The sequence below is a fragment of the Glutamicibacter sp. HZAU genome (genome assembly GCF_004100365.1).
Lineage (GTDB): Bacteria > Actinomycetota > Actinomycetes > Actinomycetales > Micrococcaceae > Glutamicibacter > Glutamicibacter nicotianae.
Genome location: NZ_SCKZ01000003.1, coordinates 385299 through 407271 on the forward strand (window position 1 = coordinate 385299; position 21973 = coordinate 407271).

The 21973-nt window shown below is 61.6% G+C and carries 20 protein-coding genes and 1 tRNA gene; 20 read left to right on the plus strand and 1 reads right to left on the minus strand.

Annotation, left to right across the window (positions count from 1 at the left end; translation table 11 throughout):
• The first annotated feature begins 117 nt into the window (after positions 1-117).
• The 8 genes from EKH49_RS06510 to EKH49_RS06545 all read left to right on the plus strand — a co-directional run bounded on the left by EKH49_RS06510 (position 118) and on the right by EKH49_RS06545 (position 7467).
• Positions 118-192: transfer RNA gene (locus EKH49_RS06510), tRNA-Pro, on the plus strand.
• 86 nt (positions 193-278) lie between these two features.
• A complete protein-coding gene (gene tig, locus EKH49_RS06515) occupies positions 279-1610 on the plus strand; it encodes a trigger factor (RefSeq protein WP_128470177.1) in 1332 nt (443 codons plus the stop codon).
• A 223-nt stretch (positions 1611-1833) separates the two neighbouring features.
• On the plus strand, positions 1834-2457 hold the full coding sequence (locus EKH49_RS06520) for an ATP-dependent Clp protease proteolytic subunit (RefSeq protein ID WP_255209556.1): 624 nt from the start codon (positions 1834-1836) through the stop codon (positions 2455-2457).
• A gap of 47 nt (positions 2458-2504) precedes the next feature.
• Entirely contained in the window at positions 2505-3164 is a 660-nt protein-coding gene (locus EKH49_RS06525; protein WP_038990812.1) for an ATP-dependent Clp protease proteolytic subunit, read from the plus strand.
• Positions 3165-3331: 167 nt separating this feature from the next.
• Complete coding sequence (gene clpX, locus EKH49_RS06530) at positions 3332-4624, plus strand: ATP-dependent Clp protease ATP-binding subunit ClpX (protein ID WP_073706121.1); 1293 nt, start codon at positions 3332-3334, stop codon at positions 4622-4624.
• Between the two features lie 42 nt (positions 4625-4666).
• Positions 4667-5275 (plus strand): mycothiol-dependent nitroreductase Rv2466c family protein, encoded by a 609-nt coding sequence (locus EKH49_RS06535; RefSeq protein ID WP_128470178.1) that lies wholly within the window; start codon positions 4667-4669, stop codon positions 5273-5275.
• Between the two features lie 926 nt (positions 5276-6201).
• Complete coding sequence (locus EKH49_RS06540) at positions 6202-7209, plus strand: trypsin-like serine peptidase (protein ID WP_128470179.1); 1008 nt, start codon at positions 6202-6204, stop codon at positions 7207-7209.
• Between the two features lie 48 nt (positions 7210-7257).
• Positions 7258-7467, plus strand: coding sequence for a hypothetical protein (locus EKH49_RS06545; protein WP_128470180.1), 210 nt, complete (start codon positions 7258-7260; stop codon positions 7465-7467).
• Positions 7468-7528: 61 nt separating this feature from the next.
• Here the strand turns inward: EKH49_RS06545 and valS are convergent, their stop codons facing one another.
• Complete coding sequence (valS, locus tag EKH49_RS06550; protein WP_128470181.1) at positions 7529-10147, minus strand: valine--tRNA ligase; 2619 nt, start codon at positions 10145-10147, stop codon at positions 7529-7531.
• A 90-nt stretch (positions 10148-10237) separates the two neighbouring features.
• Between valS and EKH49_RS06555 the strand changes: the two genes are divergently transcribed.
• The 12 genes from EKH49_RS06555 to EKH49_RS06610 all read left to right on the plus strand — a co-directional run bounded on the left by EKH49_RS06555 (position 10238) and on the right by EKH49_RS06610 (position 21938).
• Entirely contained in the window at positions 10238-10723 is a 486-nt protein-coding gene (locus tag EKH49_RS06555; protein ID WP_128470182.1) for a methyltransferase family protein, read from the plus strand.
• A 58-nt stretch (positions 10724-10781) separates the two neighbouring features.
• Positions 10782-11546 (plus strand): SDR family oxidoreductase, encoded by a 765-nt coding sequence (locus EKH49_RS06560; protein WP_128470183.1) that lies wholly within the window; start codon positions 10782-10784, stop codon positions 11544-11546.
• Between the two features lie 30 nt (positions 11547-11576).
• Positions 11577-12317: a sirohydrochlorin chelatase gene (locus EKH49_RS06565; RefSeq protein ID WP_128470184.1), complete on the plus strand. Its 741-nt coding sequence runs from the start codon at positions 11577-11579 to the stop codon at positions 12315-12317.
• 67 nt (positions 12318-12384) lie between these two features.
• A complete protein-coding gene (locus tag EKH49_RS06570; protein WP_128470185.1) occupies positions 12385-14085 on the plus strand; it encodes a nitrite/sulfite reductase in 1701 nt (566 codons plus the stop codon).
• The gene (locus tag EKH49_RS06575) at positions 14082-14804 is read left to right on the plus strand and encodes a phosphoadenylyl-sulfate reductase (RefSeq protein WP_128470186.1); all 723 of its coding nucleotides are present in this window, start codon (positions 14082-14084) and stop codon (positions 14802-14804) included. Before EKH49_RS06570 ends, EKH49_RS06575 begins: the two co-directional genes overlap by 4 nt.
• Before the next feature lie 13 nt (positions 14805-14817).
• On the plus strand, positions 14818-15741 hold the full coding sequence (cysD, locus tag EKH49_RS06580; RefSeq protein ID WP_128470187.1) for a sulfate adenylyltransferase subunit CysD: 924 nt from the start codon (positions 14818-14820) through the stop codon (positions 15739-15741).
• 1 nt (position 15742) lies between these two features.
• Positions 15743-17038, plus strand: coding sequence for a sulfate adenylyltransferase subunit 1 (locus EKH49_RS06585; RefSeq protein ID WP_128470188.1), 1296 nt, complete (start codon positions 15743-15745; stop codon positions 17036-17038).
• On the plus strand, positions 17025-18122 hold the full coding sequence (locus tag EKH49_RS06590) for an ABC transporter substrate-binding protein (RefSeq protein WP_128470189.1): 1098 nt from the start codon (positions 17025-17027) through the stop codon (positions 18120-18122). The genes EKH49_RS06585 and EKH49_RS06590 overlap by 14 nt, the downstream gene beginning before the upstream one ends.
• A complete protein-coding gene (locus EKH49_RS06595) occupies positions 18122-18865 on the plus strand; it encodes an ABC transporter ATP-binding protein (RefSeq protein ID WP_128470190.1) in 744 nt (247 codons plus the stop codon). Before EKH49_RS06590 ends, EKH49_RS06595 begins: the two co-directional genes overlap by 1 nt.
• Entirely contained in the window at positions 18837-19694 is an 858-nt protein-coding gene (locus EKH49_RS06600; RefSeq protein ID WP_038990828.1) for an ABC transporter permease, read from the plus strand. Before EKH49_RS06595 ends, EKH49_RS06600 begins: the two co-directional genes overlap by 29 nt.
• Complete coding sequence (cobA, locus tag EKH49_RS06605) at positions 19687-20466, plus strand: uroporphyrinogen-III C-methyltransferase (RefSeq protein WP_128470191.1); 780 nt, start codon at positions 19687-19689, stop codon at positions 20464-20466. The genes EKH49_RS06600 and cobA overlap by 8 nt, the downstream gene beginning before the upstream one ends.
• A 17-nt stretch (positions 20467-20483) precedes the next feature.
• A complete protein-coding gene (locus EKH49_RS06610) occupies positions 20484-21938 on the plus strand; it encodes an FAD-dependent oxidoreductase (RefSeq protein WP_128470192.1) in 1455 nt (484 codons plus the stop codon).
• Positions 21939-21973: the final 35 nt, after the last annotated feature.

The following is a 21973-nucleotide window of genomic DNA, read 5'->3' on the forward strand; positions in this document are numbered from 1 at the left end:
TGAGAGCTAAATATAATTTAGATCTTGTGATCACTAGGAACTGTAAAAGGTAACTAGTAAGCATCACAATCGATTAGTGGATACAGGATGACTCGGGTTAGACTGTTCACTGCTAATCGGGGTGTAGCTCAGCTTGGCTAGAGCGCGCGCTTTGGGAGCGTGAGGTCGCAGGTTCGAATCCTGTCACCCCGACTCTGTCGAACAACCCCGCAACGCCACCATGTTGCGGGGTTTTTGCAGATTAGACCTAATATTAGACAACTCAGGAGTACAACGCTGTGAAGAGCGCCGTCGAAAACGTCAACCCGACCCGGGTTAAGCTGACCGTTGAAGTTCCTTACGAGGAACTGAAGCCCCGCGTCGATGAGGCGTACAAGACCATCGCTCAGCAGATCCAGATCCCGGGCTTCCGCAAGGGTAAAGTTCCTGCAAAGCTGATCGACCAGCGCGTCGGCCGTGGCCACGTCATCGAGACCGCTGTTAACGAAGGTCTGAACGAGTACTACCAGAAGGCAATGGTTGAGAACGAACTCACCCCATTGTCCCGCCCAGAGGTAGACATCACCGAACTGCCATCCCTCGAAAAGGAAGGCGAAGGCCAGCTGGTCTTCACCCTTGAGGTAGACGTACGTCCGAAGGTTGAACTTCCGGACTACAAGGGCATCGAGGTTTCTGTTGAAGCCAAGGAAGTTGCGGACGAGGACATCGAGAAGGCTCTCGACGACCTGCGCGGCCGTTTCGGCACCCTGAAGGAAGTTGAAGCTCCAGCAGCTGCAGACTCCTTCGTAACCATCGACCTGACCGCTTCCGTTGAAGGCGAAGAAGTCGACTCCGCACAGGGCCTGTCCTACCAGATCGGTTCCGGCAACATGCTTGAGGGCATGGACGAAGCCGTTACCGGCCTGTCCGCTGGCGAAGACGCAACCTTCGAAACCACCCTGGCTGGCGGCGAGCACGCTGGCAAGTCCGCAACCGTCAAGGTCGTAGTCAACGCTGTGAAGCAGCGTGAACTGCCAGAAGCTAACGACGACTTCGCTCAGCTGGCTTCGGAATTCGACACCATCGCCGAACTGCGCGAGAACCTGGCTAAGGATGCCGCAGAGGGCAAGGTTGTCGAGCAGGGCGTAGAGGCTCGCGAGCTGGTTCTGGACAAGCTGGTTGAGCTGGTTGAGGTCCCTGTTCCTGCTTCGGTTATCGACGAGCAGATCGAGCAGCACTTCAATGCTCCGAACTCCGAAGAGGGCCACGACACCGAGGAGCACCGTGCAGAGGTTCGCGAGAACACTGAGCGTGCCTTCAAGAACGAAATCATCCTGGACGCTGTTGCAGACGCTGAGGAAGTTGGCGTCGAGCAGTCCGAGCTGATCGACTACATCGTCCAGACCGCAGGCCAGTACGGCATGGAGCCGAACCAGTTCGCACAGATGCTGGACGGCGCAGGCCAGGTTCCAATGCTCATGGGCGAAGTTCGCCGCCGCAAGGCACTGGCAAAGGTTCTCGAGTTCGCCAAGGTCACCGATTCCAACGGTGCCGAAGTTGACCTGACCTCCTTCGTCAAGCCAGCCAGTGAAGAAGAGGCTGCTGAGGTTGAAACCGAAGAAGCAAAGTAGTCTTCACTAAACTCTGATGGCCGTCGGCCGCTTGTTCAACGCAAGCTGCCGATGGCCATTTTTGTTCGCTTCAGGCGTGCATCATGCGCCGTGAGCGAAACAGGGGCATGAAACAGCCCAAGATCGCCTTGAAGTAAGTAATCTCAAAGTAACCAGTTGCAGCTATGGGATTAGAAACAGAGATTCCAGAAACTGATCTACACGTTTGGAAGAGGTAGAGAACATGTCAAATGATTCGCGCACTCCCACTATGGCAGCCGCAGAGCCGGCCGGCCGTGATGACTACATCTACAACCGCCTGCTCAAGGAGCGCATCATCTGGCTGGGCTCCGACGTCCGCGACGACAATGCGAATGCCATTTGCTCGCAGTTGCTGCTGCTCTCGGCAGAGGATCCTGAGAAGGACATCTACCTTTACATCAACTCGCCAGGCGGCTCGATCACCGCTGGCATGGCCATCTACGACACCATGAACTTCATCCCGAACGACGTGGTGACCGTAGCTACCGGCTTGGCAGCATCGATGGGACAGTTCCTGCTGTCCTCGGGCACCCCAGGCAAGCGTTTCGCTACCCCGAACGCACGCATTCTGATGCACCAGCCATCGGGCGGCATCGGTGGTACCGCCTCGGACATCAAGATCCAGGCGGAACTGATCATGCACATGAAGAAGGTCATGAGCGAGCTGACTGCAGAACAGACCGGTCAGACCGTGGAGCAGATCCTCATCGACAACCAGCGTGATAAGTGGTTCACCGCAGAAGAAGGCTTGAAGTACGGCTTCTTCGATCAGATCGCAACCCACGCTGGCTCGGTCACCGGTGTTGTAGGCGACGACGACAAGTAGTCGTACCGCACCGCTTGATACCCAAAGATTTGTCCAAGGAGAAAACTATGAACTTCAATCCGGAAGCCGTTAGCGGCCAGATGCCGTCGGCCCGCTACATCCTGCCACAGTTCGAAGAGCGCACCCCATACGGTTTCAAGCGCCAGGACCCTTACGCAAAGCTGTTCGAGGATCGCATCATTTTCCTCGGTGCCCAGGTCGATGACGCTTCGGCTGACGACGTCATGGCCCAGCTGCTGGTCCTGGAATCCATGGACCCAGAGCGCGACGTCACCCTTTACATCAACTCGCCAGGTGGTTCCTTCACCGCGATGACTGCAATCTACGACACGATTCAGTTCATCCGCCCAGAGGTCCAGACCGTCTGCCTCGGCCAGGCGGCCTCGGCAGCAGCAGTACTGCTCGCAGCTGGCACCCCGGGCAAGCGTTTGGCGCTGCCCAACGCCCGCGTGCTGATCCACCAGCCAGCAATGGGTGGCGGCGAACGCGGTACCGCGACCGACCTGCAGATCCAGGCCGAGGAAGTCATGCGCATGCGCAGCTGGCTGGAAGAGACCATTGCGTCCCACTCCGGCCAGAAAGTTGAGAAGGTCCGCGATGATGTGGAGCGCGACCTGTTCATGACGGCGAGCGAAGCAAAGGCCTACGGCATCGTTGACGAGGTATTGACTCCTCGCAAGCTTAACCGCGCCCAGCTGGGAAGCTAGCGCATACTTGGAATAATCCAGGATGAATGGCGGTTTACCTAGTTGCCGGTCTGTCCAAAGGCAGAAGGCGCAACACAGGTAAACCGCCATATTCATCTAATTTGGGGGACAACTAGCCTAGAATTGAGTAAGTCCACAGCTACTCAAGTAAACGGGAGAATGGTGCGATGGGACGCATGGGTGAAGGCTCGGATCTGTTGAAATGCTCCTTCTGCGGGAAGAGCCAGAAGCAGGTTAAGAAGCTAATTGCAGGCCATGGTGTCTACATTTGTACTGAATGCATCGAACTCTGCAACGAAATCATCGCCGAAGAGTTTGCCGAAGAGCAGGTGCATGAAGAGTTCTCCTTGGCCAAGCCACGCGAGATCTTTGATTCGCTGCAGGAATACGTCATCGGCCAAGAGAACGCCAAGCGGGCACTCTCGGTTGCTGTCTACAACCATTACAAGCGCATCCACGGCAACCAGGACCACGGTCCCGTTGCTGCGCTGACTAACGAAGACCCACTGGATGATGTGGAAGTCTCGAAGTCCAACATCATGCTTATCGGTCCTACTGGATGCGGCAAAACCTATCTGGCTCAGTCGTTGGCGAAGAAGCTGAATGTTCCATTCGCAGTCGCCGACGCGACAAGCCTTACCGAAGCAGGGTACGTGGGAGAAGACGTGGAGAACATTCTCCTCAAGCTCCTCCAGGCCGCCGACTATGACGTCAAGAAGGCTGAAACCGGCATCATCTACATCGACGAGATCGACAAGATTTCCCGCAAGAGCGAGAACCCCTCGATCACGCGAGACGTCTCCGGTGAAGGTGTCCAGCAGGCACTGCTGAAGATTCTCGAAGGTACAGTTGCAGCCGTGCCACCTCAGGGAGGCCGCAAGCACCCGCATCAGGATTTCATTCAGCTCGACACCACCAACATTCTTTTCATTGTTGCCGGCGCCTTTGCAGGCTTGGAAGAGATCATTTCTTCTCGCGCAGGACAGAAGGGCATTGGCTTTGGGGCCCCGCTGACCGCGCTGAAGTCCGAAACTGCTTCCTATTCGGATGTTCGGCCGGAGGACCTGCTCAAGTTCGGACTGATTCCAGAATTCATTGGACGCCTCCCGGTGATCACTACGGTGGAGCACCTGGACAAGGATGCGTTGGTTCGAGTGCTGACCGAGCCGAAGAATGCACTGCTCAAGCAGTACCAGAAGATGTTCCAGATGGACGGCGTAGCATTGAGTTTCGACCAATCCGCTCTCGACGCCATCGCGGAACTGGCTATTGCACGTGAGACGGGCGCACGTGGCCTGCGTTCAATTCTTGAAGAAACTCTTGGCGGAGTGATGTTCGATTTGCCAAGCCGCGACGATGTAGCTGAAGTGGTAATCACTCGCGCCACCGTAATCGACCGCGAAGAGCCCACGCTGCTCTCGCACGCGATGGTCGCCAAGCGCGACAAGAAGTCTGCATAGACCACGTCCATAAAATTCTTTTCGGAAGAAAGTTGGTAGTTCATGGCTGAACGTCAGCAAGTTGATTTCTGGTTCGATCCAATCTGCCCATTCGCATGGGCGACGAGCCGCTGGATCAAGGAAGTAGAAAAGGTCCGCAGCATCGATGTGACCTGGCATGTCATGAGTCTTTCGATGCTTAACGAAGGACGGGATCTTCCCGCTGACTACCGCGCCAAGATGGACGATTCCTGGGGACCGGTACGTGTGATCACCCGTGCCGCCCAGGAGCACGGCGATGACGTTAAAGACAGCCTGTACACGGCAATGGGCGAGTTGTTCCATTACGAAAAGATCGAAGACCGTGGGGAAGTGATTTCCAAGGCCCTGGCGAAGGTCGGACTCCCAGCAGAACTCGCTGAGGCGGCGGATACTGACGCTAATGACGAGGCCTTGCGTGCCAGCCACGAGGTTGGAATTGGCAAGGTAGGTCAGGATGTCGGAACACCAATCCTCGCCGTTGACGGCGTTGCCTTCTTCGGGCCGGTAATCACCCGCATTCCAACCGGAGAAGATGCAGGCACGATGTTTGATGCCGCGGCGCAACTCGCATCGTTCCCATACTTCTTCGAAATGAAGCGTACCCGCACCGAAAGCCCAATTTTCGACTAAGCGAAAATTCATTGTCCAAAGGACGTTGTCTCATGGAGAGACAACGTCCTTTGTGCTTAGCAGGGAACTCAGCGGCAGCGTCAGCGTGGATCTACCGGCCTTCCGCGCTTCGATTGATGCAGTTCTCCATCCGATGTGCTCCTTGTGCGGCGGAGAATTGGCCACACTGTCCTGAGGGGTTGCGTCGATCATTTCACCGGATCTTCTTGGAGTGCGGAAACTGGTTCACACATTGCCGGCGAAAATGATTCCCGGCAGCCATTCTCATTGGCCGGCGCTCGCTAACGGATGCTTCAGGTAATCGGCGCGCGAGGTTCGACGGAATCCTTGGGTCGATTTCGCCGAAAAGAACGGACGGCCGATGACTTAGGCCACGCGCCCATCGTCTTGGTGGTGAGCCCGAGATGCCCCTGCAGGGACCTGCGAACGCAGAACGCGGTGTCGCAGGAAGGTCACTGGTGATCCAGGCGTTGGTTCCGTGTTGTGCTCAGACGCGTGAATAAGTCCGTTTTCGACATCTAATTAACTCATATTTTTTCCTTCTGCCCAGTTAACGTACTGCCGAAAAGTACCTGTTACCGAAGCTTCTGTTTCATGTATTCGCGGTTGCTGGCCCGCCGTTGAAAGATGAATTCTGGAGATCCAATAGTGATTTGATTCACAAGTAATTTTGGGGTCGAGCCGAAACCGGCTGATCTGGCTGGGCTATCAGCGCGGGAGCGGGCAACGTGCGCGGACGAATTAAAGTATCTGTTCCAGGCTAATTTCGCTTCACAAATTGAGCGCCGCAGGCGAATCGCGACACGGTCGGCGGAGGGAAAGATTCCTGTAGAAAATGCTTGAAGTGTGTGTTTGACTATTTCCCACGAGTGCAACCGCACCCCCATCGATAGTGGCAAAGAAGCCACTGGACAAGGAGTTAAATCGTGCAGATTCGTTCTCTAATTACGGATTCATCCAAGGGCAGAGGGCGCCGCAAGCTGGCAGGCGCCGCAGTCCTTGCGAGCGCACTGATGCTTAGCGCGGCCCCAATGGCCTCGGCAGCGCCGACGACAACGGGCGGAGAGATCGAGTCGATCACGATCTCTCAGCAGAAGGCTGAAGCTGCGGTGGACTACTGGACCGCAGACCGGATGAAGGCCGCAAAGAACGCAGATTCACTCGTTGCTGGAAAGTCGGGCTCGGCCGCCAAGGTCGAAATCGGCAAGCCTGCCAAGGTGGCTGGCCATGGAGCTGACGTTGCCGCGGGCAAGCAGACGCAGAAGAAGGGTGGCAAGACCCGCGCAACCCAGGAAACTCCGGTCTCGCACATCGGCAAGGTCTTCTTCACCCTTGGTGGATCAGACTATGTCTGCTCCGGCAATGCTGTGGTCTCGGCCAATGAGTCGACCGTCTCCACTGCAGGGCACTGCCTGAACGAAGGGCCGGGCGCATTCGCCACCCGTTGGGTATTCGTCCCGGCCTATGAGAATGGCAAAGCACCGTACGGCTCCTTCGCAGCGACCGAGCTGGTGGCGCCAACCGAATGGTCCAACGGCGGTGACATCTCCTATGACACCGGCTTCGCAGTCGTCAGCACGAGCGGTGGTTCGACCCTGACAGATGCCGTCGGCGCATCCGGCGTTGCATTCAACCAGGCACGAGGCGAGCAGTACACCGCGTACGGCTACCCAGCTGCCTCACCATTCAACGGCGAGACCCTGCAGTCATGCACCGGCTACGCGAGCGACGATCCCTTTGGCCAGTCGCAGTCCCAAGGCATTCCATGCAACATGACCGGCGGCTCCTCGGGCGGACCATGGTTCCTGGGCAGCGGTTCGGACGGCTACCAGAACTCGGTGAACAGCTTCGGATACAGCTCCGTGCGCGACACCATGTTCGGGCCATACTGGGGTTCGGTGATCCAGCAGGCTTACCAGAACGCGCAGAACTAAACTCTCACTCGCCGGCGGCTGGACATTGATGGGGATCCAGCCGTTGGCATGGAGCAGAAGGGAAAGATGATGGCCAATGGAGATTCGCCAGCTGACCGGTCCAAGCGTCCGGTCCAGAGGCATCGTCTTGAGAACAGCGCCGAAGACCAGCTGAAATACTTCACCGACCAACGTCGACGCGCAGCTCGTCCCAAAGAAAAAACCCTTGAATCTCCACTGCAGAAGGATCGTCCAGATCCGGGGGAGAAAGAGGAATAGAAACGGAAAAACCGGTTGCCATCCCGTTGAGGGGATGGCAACCGGTCCTGTTTAATGGCGCTTACGCCTCTTCGGCCGGAGCCAATTCGACGTTGGCGACAGTCAGTTCGCCTTCGGCTTCAACCAAGGACAACTCGCGGGCATTGGCTGCGGACTTCAAGTCCTCGAAGCCTGCCTTGAGCTGGGCAACCTGGGCTGCAGGCGCGTGGATCTCGCCCGAGAGCACCTCGGTGCGCTGCTTGACCTTTGCATCGGACTTGGCCTTGCGGATTCCCGAAAGGGCTACGCCAACCAGCGGCAGTACTGAAGGGTCGGCGCCCTCGACTGCTGCCGACAGGTGCTCGGTGCTTGGCCACTGGGTCAGGTGCACCGACCTGTTGCGCCACCAGCCCCACACTTCTTCGGTGGCGAACGGGAGGAACGGAGCGAACAAACGCAGCACCGAATCCAAGGTGGTGGCCAAGGCAGCCAGAACCGAAGCCTGCTCGGCTTCTCCATGGCCACCGTATGCGCGGTCCTTGACCAGTTCCACGTAGTCGTCGGTGAACGACCAGAAGAACGACTCGGTGATATCCAGAGCTCGAGCATAGTCGTAGTTGTCGAAAGCGCGCTTGGCATCTTCGATGACTGTCGACAGGCCGGCGAGCAGCGAGCGGTCAAGCCCGTTGGTGACTACCGAAGCATCATCGGTCAGCACGTTGGCTTCGGTGGCACCCAAGTTCAGCACGAATTTCGAAGCGTTCAGGATCTTGATGGCCAGGCGGCGGCCGATCTTCATCTGGTTCACTTCATAGGCGGTGTCGGCACCGAGCTTGGCGCTGGCGGCCCAGTAGCGGACGGCGTCCGCGCCGAACTTGTCCAGGACTTCGTTCGGAACCACCACGTTGCCCTTTGACTTGGACATCTTCTTGCGGTCCGGGTCCAGGATCCAGCCCGAAATGGCGGCGTGCTTCCACGGAGCGTTGCCATGCAGGGAATCTGCACGTACCGCGGTGGAGAACAACCAGGTGCGGATGATGTCGTGGCCCTGGGGGCGCAGGTCGAACGGGTAGACCTTTGCGAAGAACTCGTCGTCACGGCCCCAACGGCCCACGATCTGCGGGGTCAGCGAGCTGGTTGCCCAGGTGTCCAGCACGTCGGCATCGCCAATGAAGCCATTGGCTGCCCCACGCTGGTCCTCGGTGTAGCCGGTAGGCGCGTCGGCCGCCGGATCAACCGGAAGCTGGTCGATGGTCGGCAGCAGCGGTGCATCGTAGTTCGGTTCGCCGTGCTCATCGACTTGGTACCACACCGGTACCGGTACGCCGAAGAACCGCTGGCGGGATACCAGCCAGTCCCCGTTCAGGCCCGACACCCAATTCTCGTAGCGCGAACGCATGAACGACGGGTGGAAATCAATTTCCTGGCCGCGGGCGATCATCTGGTTGCGGCGCTCTTCGTCGCGGCCGCCGTTGCGGATGTACCACTGGCGCGAGGTCACGATCTCCAGCGGCTTGTCGCCCTTTTCGAAGAAGTTCACCGGACGGGAGATCTTCTTCGGCTCGCCATCGAGCAGGCCGGCTTCGGAAAGCATCTCAACGACGGTTTCCTTGGCGGAGAACACGGTCTTTGCCGAAATCTGGGCGTAGGCTTCCTTGCCGGCCTCGGTGGTGATCCACTCCGGGGTCTCGGCCAGGATGCGGCCGTCGCGTCCGATGATCGGACGGGTTGGCAGCTGCAGTTCGCGCCACCAGGTCACGTCGGTCAGGTCGCCGAAGGTGCAGACCATGGCAATGCCCGAACCCTTGTCGGCCTGGGCCAACGGGTGCGGGTGCACGGTGACTGGAACGCCGAAGAGCGGCGAGGTCACGGTCTTGCCGAACAGGTGCTGGTAGCGTTCGTCATCCGGGTGCGCCACCAGGGCGGCGCATGCTGCCAGCAGTTCCGGGCGGGTCGTCTCGATGAAGACCTGCTCGCCGTTGTCCGCAGAGAATGCGTAGCGGTAGTAGGCGCCCGGCATTTCACGGTCTTCGAGTTCGGCCTGGGCCACGGCGGTACGGAAGGTCACGTCCCACAGGGTTGGGGCCTCGGCCATGTAGGCGTCGCCCTTGGCCAGATTCTCCAGGAACGCACGCTGCGAGGCCGCACGCGAGTTGTCGTCGATGGTGCGGTAGGTCATGCGCCAGTCAACCGAAAGGCCCAGGGTGGTGAACAGCTGCTCGAAGACCTTCTCGTCCTCGACCGCGAGCTCTTCGCAGATCTCGATGAAGTTCTTGCGGCTGATGACGTCCCAGTCGCGCTGGTTCTTCGCCGGCTTTTCTGGTGGACGGTAGCCCTCGATGTAAGGCTTGGTCGGGTCGCAACGGACACCGAAGTAGTTCTGCACGCGGCGCTCGGTCGGCAGCCCGTTATCATCCCAACCCAGTGGGTAGAAAACGTTCTTGCCGTTCATGCGCTGGTAGCGGGCCAGTACGTCGGTCTGCGTGTAGGAGAACATGTGTCCTACGTGCAGCGAACCCGAAGCAGTTGGCGGGGGAGTGTCGATGGAGTACACGGCTTCGCGAGTCGTATCCTCATTGAAGTGATAGGTGCCCTCGGTGCGCCACCGGGACGAAAGACGTTCCTCCAAGCCTTCCAATGCTGGCTTGTCAGGAACGGAAACCGTTGCGGGCGTGTCTGTGCCCAAGTTTTCTTCTGCCATGCCTCTATTCTTTCATGTTTTGCCCGGTGCCAAGACATTGTTGCCCATGGCTTGCACCACGCGGCGCCCGTGGCGAGTACCATCTTGTGCATGGAGCGACGAAGAGCACCTCGAATGCCGCCACCGGCCATTGCAGCAGCCGCGATGGCTGCACAACGGCTGCTGGTTCCCGAGGTGCGTTCATCAACCGGGTTAAAACTCATGGCCGGGCTCTTGGCCATTGGCGGTGCTGGCCTTGCCCTAGGCGCAGGACTCTCTTTCCATGCCGCCAAGACCACCGCGAACCCGCGGCGTCCGGAGAACAGCACCGCTTTGGTCACGACGGGACTCTTTGCCCGCACCCGCAATCCGATGTACCTGGGAATGGTTGCCGTATCCACCAGTTATGCCATGTGGCGGGGCTCGCTACTGGGGCTTGTTCCCAGCGTCGCGCTCGCCTGCTGGCTCGACCAGTTCCAGATACCCGCTGAAGAAGATGCACTGGCGCAGAAATACGGACAGGCGTATTGGCAGTACCAGCGGGCGGTGCCGCGCTGGATTCCTTCCACTGAGCGCGGCAAAACCCATGCCAGATGAAACGTAAGAGAAATTCATGCCTTACCAACTGGTAATCATCTAGTTCTACAGTTGTTGCATGACTACTACTAATAGCACTTCATCCCGTTCGGCCGTCGTGACCGGAGCTTCCAGCGGAATCGGGCAGGCAACCGTACGCGCTCTGCGCGCTCAAGGGTGGACCGTCTTCGCGGTGGCCCGCCGTGCAGAACGCTTGGAAAGCCTCGCTGCCGAATGCGGCGCGATCGCCGTTCCAGCAGATGTCAGCGTGCAGGCTGATGTCGACTCGTTGGCGGAAACCGTGCTCGCCCAGGGCGGCGTCGACACGCTGGTCAACTGCGCTGGCGGTGCCCGGGGAACGGAGACCTGGGCGGATGCGATTGACGAGAACTGGGAATTCATGTGGCAGGCCAATGTCATGGGAACCATGCGCCTGACCCGTGCCCTGCTGCCGCAGCTGCGCGAGGCGCGCGGCACCGTCCTGAACGTCACGTCCACGGCGGCACTGGCCAGCTACGAAGGCGGCAGCGGCTACAACGCGGCGAAAGCTGCAGAACGGGCCATGACCCAGGCTCTGCGCCTGGAAGAAGTCGAGAACGGGTTGCGCGTTATCGAGATCCTGCCTGGCCTCGTGCAGACAGAAGAGTTCTCCCTGCGCCGGTTGGGCAGCCAGAGCGCTGCCGATAACGTCTATGCTGGCGTGGATCATCCGCTGACCGCCGAAGACGTTGCCGAGGTGATCCGCTATGCGGCGAGCGCCCCGGCACATGTGAATCTCGATGAGATTGTCATCCGCCCGCAGGCGCAAGCCGCAAACCACAAGCTCATCCGCAACGCCAAATAGGCGCCCAACTTCATCCATGAGGACCAAATCATGAGCCAAAAGACCCAGCAGACGATCCATATCGTGGCCACATCCCATGGCACGGACAACCCCCACGGGCAGCAGCTGATCCACGACCTGCGCGGCGATCTTGAACGCATGAGCGCACAGCAATTCCCGGGGCAGCTTCTCTGGCACGAAGCCTATGTCGATGTCCAGGAACCCCGGCTCGAATCGGTCATCGCGGCACTGCCCGAAGGCGAGCCGGCAGTGGTCCTGCCATTGCTGGTCTCAGACGGGGTGCATACGACCGACGATATTGCGCAGGCTGTCGCTTCACGCCCCGGCACCTTAGCCGCACCGCCGTTGGGCCCGCTGCCAGAACTGGCCCAAGTTCTGGCGCAACGTGCCGCCGGGCACCTGGAGAAAGACACGCTGGTCATCGTGGCCGCCGCGGGCACACGATTGGAAGTCGGCCAAAACCAGGTCGAGAACCTGGCCGAGCAGGTCGCGGGCCTGCTGGAACGCGAAGTGCTGGTGGGATACTGCGCGGGCGCGCAACCGCGGATCGCTGAGCTCGTGGGCGGCGCGGCCGGTCGTCCGGTGCTGGTGCTCAGCGCGTTGCTCGCCGACGGATACTTCCAGCAGAAGCTGGCTAGCACAGGCGCCGACGTGGTGACAAGCCCACTGCTGCCTGACGTCATGATCACTCAATGTTTCCTTGTGCGACTGCAAAAAGCCCTTCAAGAAGGGCTTTTCATGTCTCCAGATGACGAACTCCTAACCCGTTAGTCAACGCGTAGCCATGTGACATCAGCAGGTTGCTGACCCCCTGGGGGCAGTTTCTAGGCTGATGGGCATGACGCAGACAACCACACCAGTTCGCCCCAAAAGAGCGGCCAAGCCCAACGGCCAATGGAAGGTCGATGGCACTACGCCGCTGAACGCCAACGAGGAAATGAAGGCCGCCGACAACGGCCTGAACGTGCGCCAGCGGATCGAAGAGATCTACTCCGTGCAGGGCTTCGACTCCATCGACCCGGATGACCTGCACGGGCGTTTTCGCTGGTGGGGCCTGTACACCCAGCGTGCCCAGGGCATTCCCGGCGGCAAGACCGCCACGCTGAGCCCTGAAGAGCTCGAGGACCGCTACTTCATGCTTCGCGTGCGCATCGACGGCGGGGCGCTGACCACCGAGCAGCTGCGCGTCATCGGCCAGATCTCCAAGGACTTCGCCCGCGACACGGCAGACCTCACCGACCGCCAGAACGTGCAGCTGCACTGGGTGGACGTCGTCGATGTTCCAGAAATCTGGCGCCGCCTCGAAAACGTGGGGCTGCACACCACCGAAGCCTGCGGCGATGTCCCGCGCGTCATCCTCGGTTCCCCGGTAGCTGGGATCGCCAAGGACGAGATCATCGATCCCACCCCGGTGATTGCCGAGATTTCCCGCCGCTACATTGGCAATCCGGAGTTCTCCAATCTTCCGCGCAAGTACAAGACCGCGATCACCGGCCACCCCAGCCAGGACGTGGTCCACGAAATCAACGACTTCGCCCTGATCGCGGCCATCCACCCGGAACTCGGCCCAGGCTACGACCTGTGGGTCGGCGGGGGACTGTCGGCCAACCCGCGGCTCGGCGAGCGCCTTGGCGCCTTCGTCTCCGAGGAACAGGCCGCCGACGTATGGGAGGGCGTCACCTCGATCTTCCGCGATTACGGGTACCGCCGGCTGCGCAACCGCGCCCGCCTGAAGTTCCTGCTGGCCGACTGGGGCACCGAGAAGTTCCGCCAGGTGCTGCAGGACGAGTACCTGGGCTACGCGCTGCCTGATTGCGAACTGCCGGCCCAGCCCACCTCGGCAGGTGACCACAGCGGCGTGCACGAGCAGAAAGACGGCCGCTTCTACATCGGCCTGACCGCCCCGGCAGGACGCGTCTCGGGCAGCACGCTCGTGGCACTCGCCGACCTGGTCGAGGCGCACGGCTCCACCAGGCTGCGGACCACGCCGCACCAGAAGATCCTTGCGCTGGATATCGCCGAGGAGCAGGTCAAGGAATTTGTCGGCGCAGCGCGCGCCCTCGGGCTGGAAGCATATCCTGGACTGCTCAAGCGGTCGGCTATTGCCTGCACCGGCATCGAATTCTGCAAGCTGGCCATCGTGGATACCAAGGACACCATGATCGACGCGGTAGCGAAGATCGAGGAACGCCTGGCCGATCACCAGGGGAAGCTGCCCCGGGCGTTGGCGCTGCACGTCAACGGCTGCCCGAATTCCTGCGCCCGCATCCAGACCGCAGACCTCGGGTTCAAGGGGCAACTGATCACCAATGAGGCCGGCGAGCAGGTGCCAGGTTTCCAGGTTCACCTGGGCGGCACCCTGGCCGGCCGGGAAAACGGCGAAGCGACCATGGGCCGTACCGTGCGCGGCTTGAAGGTGGCTGCCGATGAATTGCCCGACTACGTTGAGCGGGTTGTGAAGAACTATTCGGCCTCCGCGGACGACGGCGAATCCTTCGCGGCCTGGGCCCACCGAGCTGAAGAGGACGAACTGAAATGAGCGAGCAGAACCCCGTGCGAACCCGCAGCGAAGCCGAACTGCGGCGGATCGCCAAGCTCGGCGCCGATGAGCTGGGCTGGGAGGCCACGGCCGAGCAGGTCGTCGCCTTCGCCGCCGAGCACCTGGGCGCCGATGAGGTGGCGGTGGCCTGCTCGATGGCCGACGCAGTGCTGCCGCACCTGGTCGCCGCGCAGCTGCCGAAGGTCGATGTGCTGTTCCTGGAGACCGGATACCACTTTGCCGAAACCCATGTCACGCGCGACGAGGTCGCCTGCACCCTGGACGTGAACGTCGTGGATGTGCTGCCTGAGCTGAGCGTTGCCGAACAGGATGAGAAGTTCGGCAAGGACCTGTTTTCCCGGGATCCGGCCGCCTGCTGCCAGCTGCGCAAGATGGACCCGCTGGCTCGTTCGCTGTCCGGATACAGCGCATGGTTCACCGGGGTGCGCCGCGACGAGGCGCCGACCCGCAGCAGCACCCCGCTGGTCGTTTTCGATGAGAAGCACGGACTGGTCAAGTTCAATCCGGTCGCCCCCTGGAATTTCGACCAGCTGATCGGCTACGCCACCGAGCACCAGGTGCCGGTGAACCTGCTGCTGTCCAACGGCTACCCATCCATCGGTTGCCAGCCGTGCACCCGCCCGGTTGCCGAGGGCGAAGACCCCCGGGCCGGCCGCTGGGCCGGCTTGAGCAAGACCGAATGCGGAATCCACGTCTAAAGGAGAGCGAATCATGACCATTACCGCTAACGCCCCGACCGGCACCCAGCGCAGCGTCCTGGACGCCCTGGAAGCCGAATCCATCCACATCATCCGCGAAGTGCTCGCAGAGTTCGACAAGCCCGGGCTGCTGTTCTCCGGCGGCAAGGACTCGGTCGTGGTGCTGCACCTGCTGGCCAAGGCCGTCTACCCCAGCCGCGTCCCCATCCCCGTGGTGCACATTGACACCGGCCACAACTTCGCCGAAGTCCTGAACTTCCGGGACGCAGTGGTGGAAAAGTACGGCCTGAACCTGGTGGTCGGCTCCGTGCAGGACTACATCGACCGCGGGGAGCTTGCCGAGCTGCCCGACGGCACCCGCAACCGGCTGCAGACCCGGGTGCTGCTGGACACCATTGAGGCCAACGGCTTCGACGCGGTGTTCGGCGGGGCCCGCCGCGATGAGGACAAGGCCCGCGCCAAGGAGCGCATCCTGTCGCTGCGCGACGAGTTCGGCGTCTGGGATCCGCGCAACCAGCGCCCGGAAATTTGGAACCTGTACAACGGCCGGCATGAGCCGGGCTGGCATGTGCGCGCCTTCCCGATTTCCAATTGGACCGAACGGGACATCTGGGCGTACATCCAGCGGGAGAACATCGAGCTGCCGCCGATCTACTTCGCGCACTGCCGCCAGGTGTTCGAACGCGACGGCATGTGGCGGGCGCTGACCCCCGTCAGCCAGCCCACCGCTGATGAGCCGGTGGTGATCAAGCAGGTGCGCTACCGCACCGTGGGCGATGCCAGCTGCACAGGCGCGGTGCTCTCCGCCGCCGACACCGTGGCGAAGGTGCTGGACGAGCTGGCCGTCGCCACCATCACCGAACGCGGTGCAACCCGCGCCGATGACCGAATTTCCGCCGCGGGCATGGAAGACCGCAAAACCGAAGGGTACTTCTAAGATGACCACCACACTTTTGCGCATCGCCACCGCCGGCTCGGTGGATGACGGGAAATCCACCCTTGTCGGCCGCCTGCTCCACGACGCCAAGGCCATCCTCGCCGACTCGCTGGACGACCTGGCGCGCACCAGCGCCAAACGCGGCTTCGGCGGGGCGGCCGGAACCCTGGACCTGGCGCTGGTCACCGACGGGCTGCGCGCCGAACGCGAGCAGGGCATCACCATCGATGTGGCCTACCGCTACTTCTCCACCGGCAAGCGCTCCTTCATCCTGGCCGATTGCCCCGGGCACGTGCAGTACACCCGCAACACTGTCACCGGCGCCTCCACCGCCGATGCGGCCATCGTGCTGGTCGACGCGCGGCACGGGGTGCTGGAGCAGACCCGCCGCCACCTGGGCGTGCTCGCGCTGCTGCGGGTGCCCCAGCTGGTCATTGCGGTGAACAAGATGGACCTGATCGACTGGGACGAGGAGGCCTTCAGCAAGATCGAGGCAGAAGTGCTGGCGCTCGCCGGGCAGCTGGGTGTGCCAGCCACCACCGTCATCCCGGTCTCCGCCCTGCAGGGGGACAATGTCGTCGAGCCTTCGGCCAGCGCCGACTGGTATGCCGGCCCGACCCTGCTCGGCCTGCTCGAAGACCTGGAGCCGGCGGCGCCCAGGGGTACCGCCCGCCTGGATGTCCAGTACGTGCTGCGCCCGCAAGGGGCGCTGGCACCTGGGCTGGACCCGGAAGCGTTCCGCGACTACCGCGGCTACGCGGGAACCCTGGTGGATGGCACCCTGAGCGTGGGAGACCAGGTACAGGTGCTGTCCAACGGGCAACCGCTGGGCACCCGCATCAAGGCCATCAGCACGCCAGCCGGCAGCACCGCCCAGGCGCAGCCCGGCGACGCGATTGCCGTGGAACTGGAGGACGAGTTGGACATTGCGCGTGGCGACACGCTGGTAGCCGGCGAGCTGCCCGAAGCCCAGCGGGAGTTCCAGGCAAATATCTGCGTGCTGGATCCAGTGCATCTGGGCAAGGGCCAGCGGGTGCTGATCAAGCACGGCACCAAGGTCGCCGCCGCGAAGCTCGCCGGCATCAACTACGTCATTGACATCGCCGACTACTCGCAGCTGCCAGCCGACAGCCTCGGCCTCAACGATCTGGGACGGATCACCTTGCGCAGCTCGGCCGCGGTAGCCATCGAGCAGTACGGCACCTCGCGCACCGGCGGCAGCTTCCTGCTGATCGACCCCGCCACCGGCCGCACGCTGGCGGCCGGGATCATCGAGGCCGAGCATGCAGCGGCCTGATCCTGGCACCCGGATCAGCCACGGGGCACGAATCCGCCTGGCAGCAGCCAGTCCGGCGACCGGGTTCCGCGGGAGGATCGCCGGCCTGGCCGGGGTTGCTGCGCTCGCCGCGCTGGCGGTGCTCACCACCGTGGTGCCCGGACCAGGCCAGGCCCCGGCGCATGCGGCGGACCTCGGCCCGGCGGCAGAGCTCAAGCTGGGCTATTTCGCCAACCTGACCCACGCCCCGGCCCTGATTTCCACGGGCCAGGGCTTGCTTGCAGACCAGCTTGAGGCTGATGGCACCAGCCTGGAAACCCAGTTGTTCAATGCCGGCCCAGCAGCGATCGAGGCCCTGAACTCCGGTGCCATCGATGCGGCCTACCTGGGCCCCAGCCCGGCGCTGAACAGCTACCTGGCCAGCGGGGGAACGTCCCTGAAAATCGTCGCCGGCGCCTCATCCGGCGGTGCAAGCCTGGTCGTGTCCCCGGATATTTCCGAGCCCGGCCAATTGGTTGGCACCGAGCTGGCCACCCCGCAATTCGGCGGAACCCAAGACGTGGCGCTGCGCCATTATCTGGCCGAGCACGGGCTGGATCAGCAAGCCACGGTGACGCCCAGCTCCAATGCCACCCTCACCCAGCTGTTCGGGCGGGGCGCCATTGACGGGGCGTGGGTTCCCGAGCCCTACGCCTCCTTGCTGGTGGAGAACTACGGGGGTCATCGATTAGTGGACGAATCCACGTTGTGGGAGAACGGGAAATTCCCTACGACCGTTCTGGTCGTCTCCCAGGACTACCTCACCGAGCATCCGCGAACCGTGGAAAAGCTCGTGGCCGCGAACTCCGAAGCCATTGGATGGCTGAACTCGGCAGATCAGCAGTACAAGGCCGCGTCAGTCCAGGAGGCCCTGGCCGCAGCGAACGGCAGCTCCTTCGATGAGACGGTCATTGCCGCTGCACTGGAAGAAGTTTCCTTCGACGAGGACCCGCTGGCCGATACCTACCAGACGCTGATCGACCATGCGGCGCAGGTTGGCATCGGGCAGACCGGTTCGGTTGACGGCTTGGTGGACACCCGTTTCCTTGCAACGCAGGAGCACTGATGGGCGTATTGATCAATGAAGTCTCGCTGAGCTATCCGGGCACCGGGCTGGTGATCGACCGGCTGAGTACTGAGATCGACGACGGCGAATTCATCGCGGTGCTGGGTGCCTCGGGATGCGGGAAGTCATCGTTGCTGAACATGATCGCCGGGCTGCTGGCCCCAAGCTCCGGCTGGTTGGAAGTCCCGCACGACGGGGCGGCATTCATGTTCCAGGATTCCAATCTGCTTCCGTGGCTGACCGCCGGGCAGAACGTGGATTTGGCGCTCAAGCTCGCCGGCTATCCGGCGGCCCAGCGGACCGCGCGCACCACCGAACTGCTGCAGCTGGTCCAGCTGGGGCACGCCATCGGGAAGAAGCCTCATGAGCTCTCCGGCGGCATGCGGCAGCGCGTCGCCCTAGCCAGGGCTCTGGCGCAGGACCGCCAGGTCTTGCTGATGGACGAGCCGTTCGCCGCGTTGGACGCGATCACCCGGGACATGCTCCATGAGCAGCTGCGCGCCCTGTGGGAGCAAACCGGCAAGACGATCATCTTCGTCACCCACAACGTCCGCGAGGCGATCCGGCTTGCCGGCAGGATCCTGGTGCTTTCCTCGCACCCCGGCAGGATCCTGGAAACCCGTCAGATCACCGATCACCTGCGCAACGATCCGGCGCAATCAGCCGCGCTGGCCAACGAACTGACCGCAATACTGCGAAAGGAGCAGCGAAAGCATGAGCTCACTGACACAAGCGCCGGCTAAGGCCGCAACGCCGGCACAGGCGAAGAAGCGCACCCGCAGCAAGCTTGATGCCGTCGTCGCTCCGATTCTTACCGTCCTGGTGCTGCTCAGCCTGTGGCAAATTGCCTCGTGGGCCAGCCCCTTGCGCGAAGACCTGTTCCCCGGACCGGTCGCCGTGGCCGGCAGGCTGCCTCAGCTGCTGGCCGACGGTTCACTGGTCCAGGCCGTAGGCACCTCGCTGTTCCGCGCCGTGAGCGGATTCGGGATCGCGGTGCTGATTGCGACTCCGCTGGCGCTCTTGCTGGCCCACCAGCCGCTCTTGCGCCAAGGGGTTGGACCGCTGGTGTCGGCCATGCAGGTCCTGCCGTCCATTGCCTGGGTGCCAGCGGCGATCATCCTCTTCGGGCTCTCCGATGCGACGATCTACACGGTCTTGCTGCTGGGCGCGATCCCGTCGATCATCAACGGCCTGCTCTCGGGAATCGACATGATCCCGACACAGTACAAGGCGCTATCCAAGGTGCTCGGCGCCTCCAGGCGCGAACACATCCTGTACATCGAACTGCCCGCGGCTTTGCCCGGTTACGTGGCCGGCCTGCGCCAAGGCTGGGCTTTCGCCTGGCGCTCCTTGATGGCGGCCGAACTGATCGCGGTCGGCGGCTCGCTGGCCTTGGGCGTAGGCTCGCTGCTCCAGCGCGGCCGGGACCTCGCCGACCTGCCACTGGTGATGTTGGTCATATTGACCATCTTGCTGGTTGGCGTACTTATCGAACTTCTATTCTTCGCCCCGATCGAACGCAAGCTGATGGCCGATCGAGGAATGACCCGGACTGGAGAGAACAATGGCTGATGGCCGCATCACACTGATTGGCGGTGGGCCGGGGGATCCCGAGCTGATCACCGTCGCCGGATACAAGGCCTTGATGGCCGCAGACGTCGTCCTGGCCGACAAGCTGGGCCCCACCGCGCTGCTGGCCGAGCTGCCTGAGGACGTGCTGGTTATCGATGTGGGCAAGTCGCCTGGATGCCACGTCAAAACCCAGGATGAAACCAATGAATTACTGGTCAGATACGCTTTGGAAGGCAAGCGGGTGGTCCGCCTGAAGGGCGGCGATCCGTTCGTGCTGGGCCGCGGCGGCGAGGAAATGCTCTACGCCGCGGAATATGGCATTCCTGTACGCGTGATTCCAGGCATTACCAGTGCCGTCTCGGTGCCCATGGCTGCCGGCATTCCCGTCACCCATCGGGGCATTGCTGCCGGGTTCACCGTGGTCAGCGGGCACGGGGAACTTGCTGATGTGCCGATCCGGTCCGATCACACCTTGGCGGTGCTGATGGGAGTATCGAATTTGCCGCAAATTGTTGAGACATTGCTTACCCGTGGTTTACCGTCGAGTACCCCAATTGCGATAGTTGAGCGAGGTTACTCACAGACGCAGCGCACAACTATCGGTACGCTAGAAGGGATTGTAAAGCGCGCCCGCAAGGCCGCAGTGGCGAATCCGGCCGTTATCGTTATAGGTGACGTCGTTCGGCTAGCCCCGGAAGCCTCCGACCAACTGGTAGACCTCCTGCCGCTAGTGAATGCCGAAGCCACCGCGCCGGCCTCATTCGTTGACTAAGAAAGAGAAGTTGTTTGATGAGTGAAATTACCGTCCCTGAGCACCTCACTTCCCGGGCGCTGCGTGTTGCCATCGTTGGTGCCGGTCCAGCTGGCATCTACGCCGCCGACCTGCTGAGCAAGAGCCAGCCAGTCGCCTCCGGCGAACTGAAGCTGCACGTTGACCTCTTCGACGAGCTGCCGACTCCCTTCGGATTGATCCGCTACGGCGTTTCGCCTGACCACCCACGCATCAAGGGCATCATCAATGCCCTGCACAAGGTGCTCGACAACGACTGGATCGACTTCTACGGCAACGTCGGCCTGGGTCGGGACATCTCGCTGGAGGACCTGCGCACCCGCTACGATGCAGTGATCATCTCGACCGGCGCCCAGAAGGACGCCGACCTGAATATTCCGGGCATCGATCTTGACGGCTCCTTCGGCGGCGCCGACTTCGTTTCCTGGTACGACGCGCACCCGGATGCCGACAAGAACTGGGACCTCTCGGCCAAGGAAGTTGCCGTCATCGGCAACGGCAACGTCGCCTTGGACGTCGCCCGCATTCTCTCAAAGCACGCTGACCAGCTGCTGGAAACCGAAATCCCGGAGCACATCTACGAGCAGCTGAACGACTCGGCCGTCGCCGACGTGCACGTCTTCGGCCGCCGCGGTCCGGCACAGGTCAAGTTCACCCCGCTGGAACTGCGCGAACTCTCGCACTCCAAGGACGTGGACATCGTGCTGTACCCGGAGGACTTCGAATTCGACAAGGCCTCGGACGAAGCCATGAAGACCAACAACCAGACCAAGACCATGGTCTCCACGCTGACCAACTGGCTGATCGAGCAGGAAGAACGCGAAGAAGCTCCAAGCGCCTCGCGTCGCCTGCACCTGCACTTCCTGCAGTCCCCGGTCGAGGTTCTGGGTGAGGATGGCAAGGTTTCCGGTCTGAAGGTTGAGCGCAACGAGCTTGACGGCAATGGTGGCGCACGCGGTACCGGTGAATTCATCGAGTACCCGCTGCAGGCCATCTACCGCGCAGTCGGCTACTTCGGCTCGGCGGTCAATGACATTGAATACGACGGTGCCAAGGGCGTGCTGCCAAACGCCGAAGGCCGTGTGCTGGATGCTTCGGGCAATCACGTTCCTGGCCTGTACGCCACCGGCTGGATCAAGCGCGGCCCTATCGGCCTGATTGGCCACACCAAGGGCGACGCCTTGGAGACGATCACCCACCTGCTTGAAGATCTCACCAAGCTGGCACAGCCGGATTCTTCCCAGAAGATCGCCGAGCTGCTGGAAAGCCGCGGCGTGAACTTCTCCAACTGGGAGGGCTGGAAGAACCTGGATGCCCACGAGAAGGAGCTGGGTGCTGCGGCCGGCACCGTTTCGACCCGTTTCGGCGAGATCACCCGCGACCGCATCAAGGTTGTTGAGCGCGAAGCAATGATGGAATTCTCTTCGGCAAAAAAATTGGTTGAGAGCCTGTAAGTTTCACCCCGGGCTCTAGCACGCAATGGGCAGGG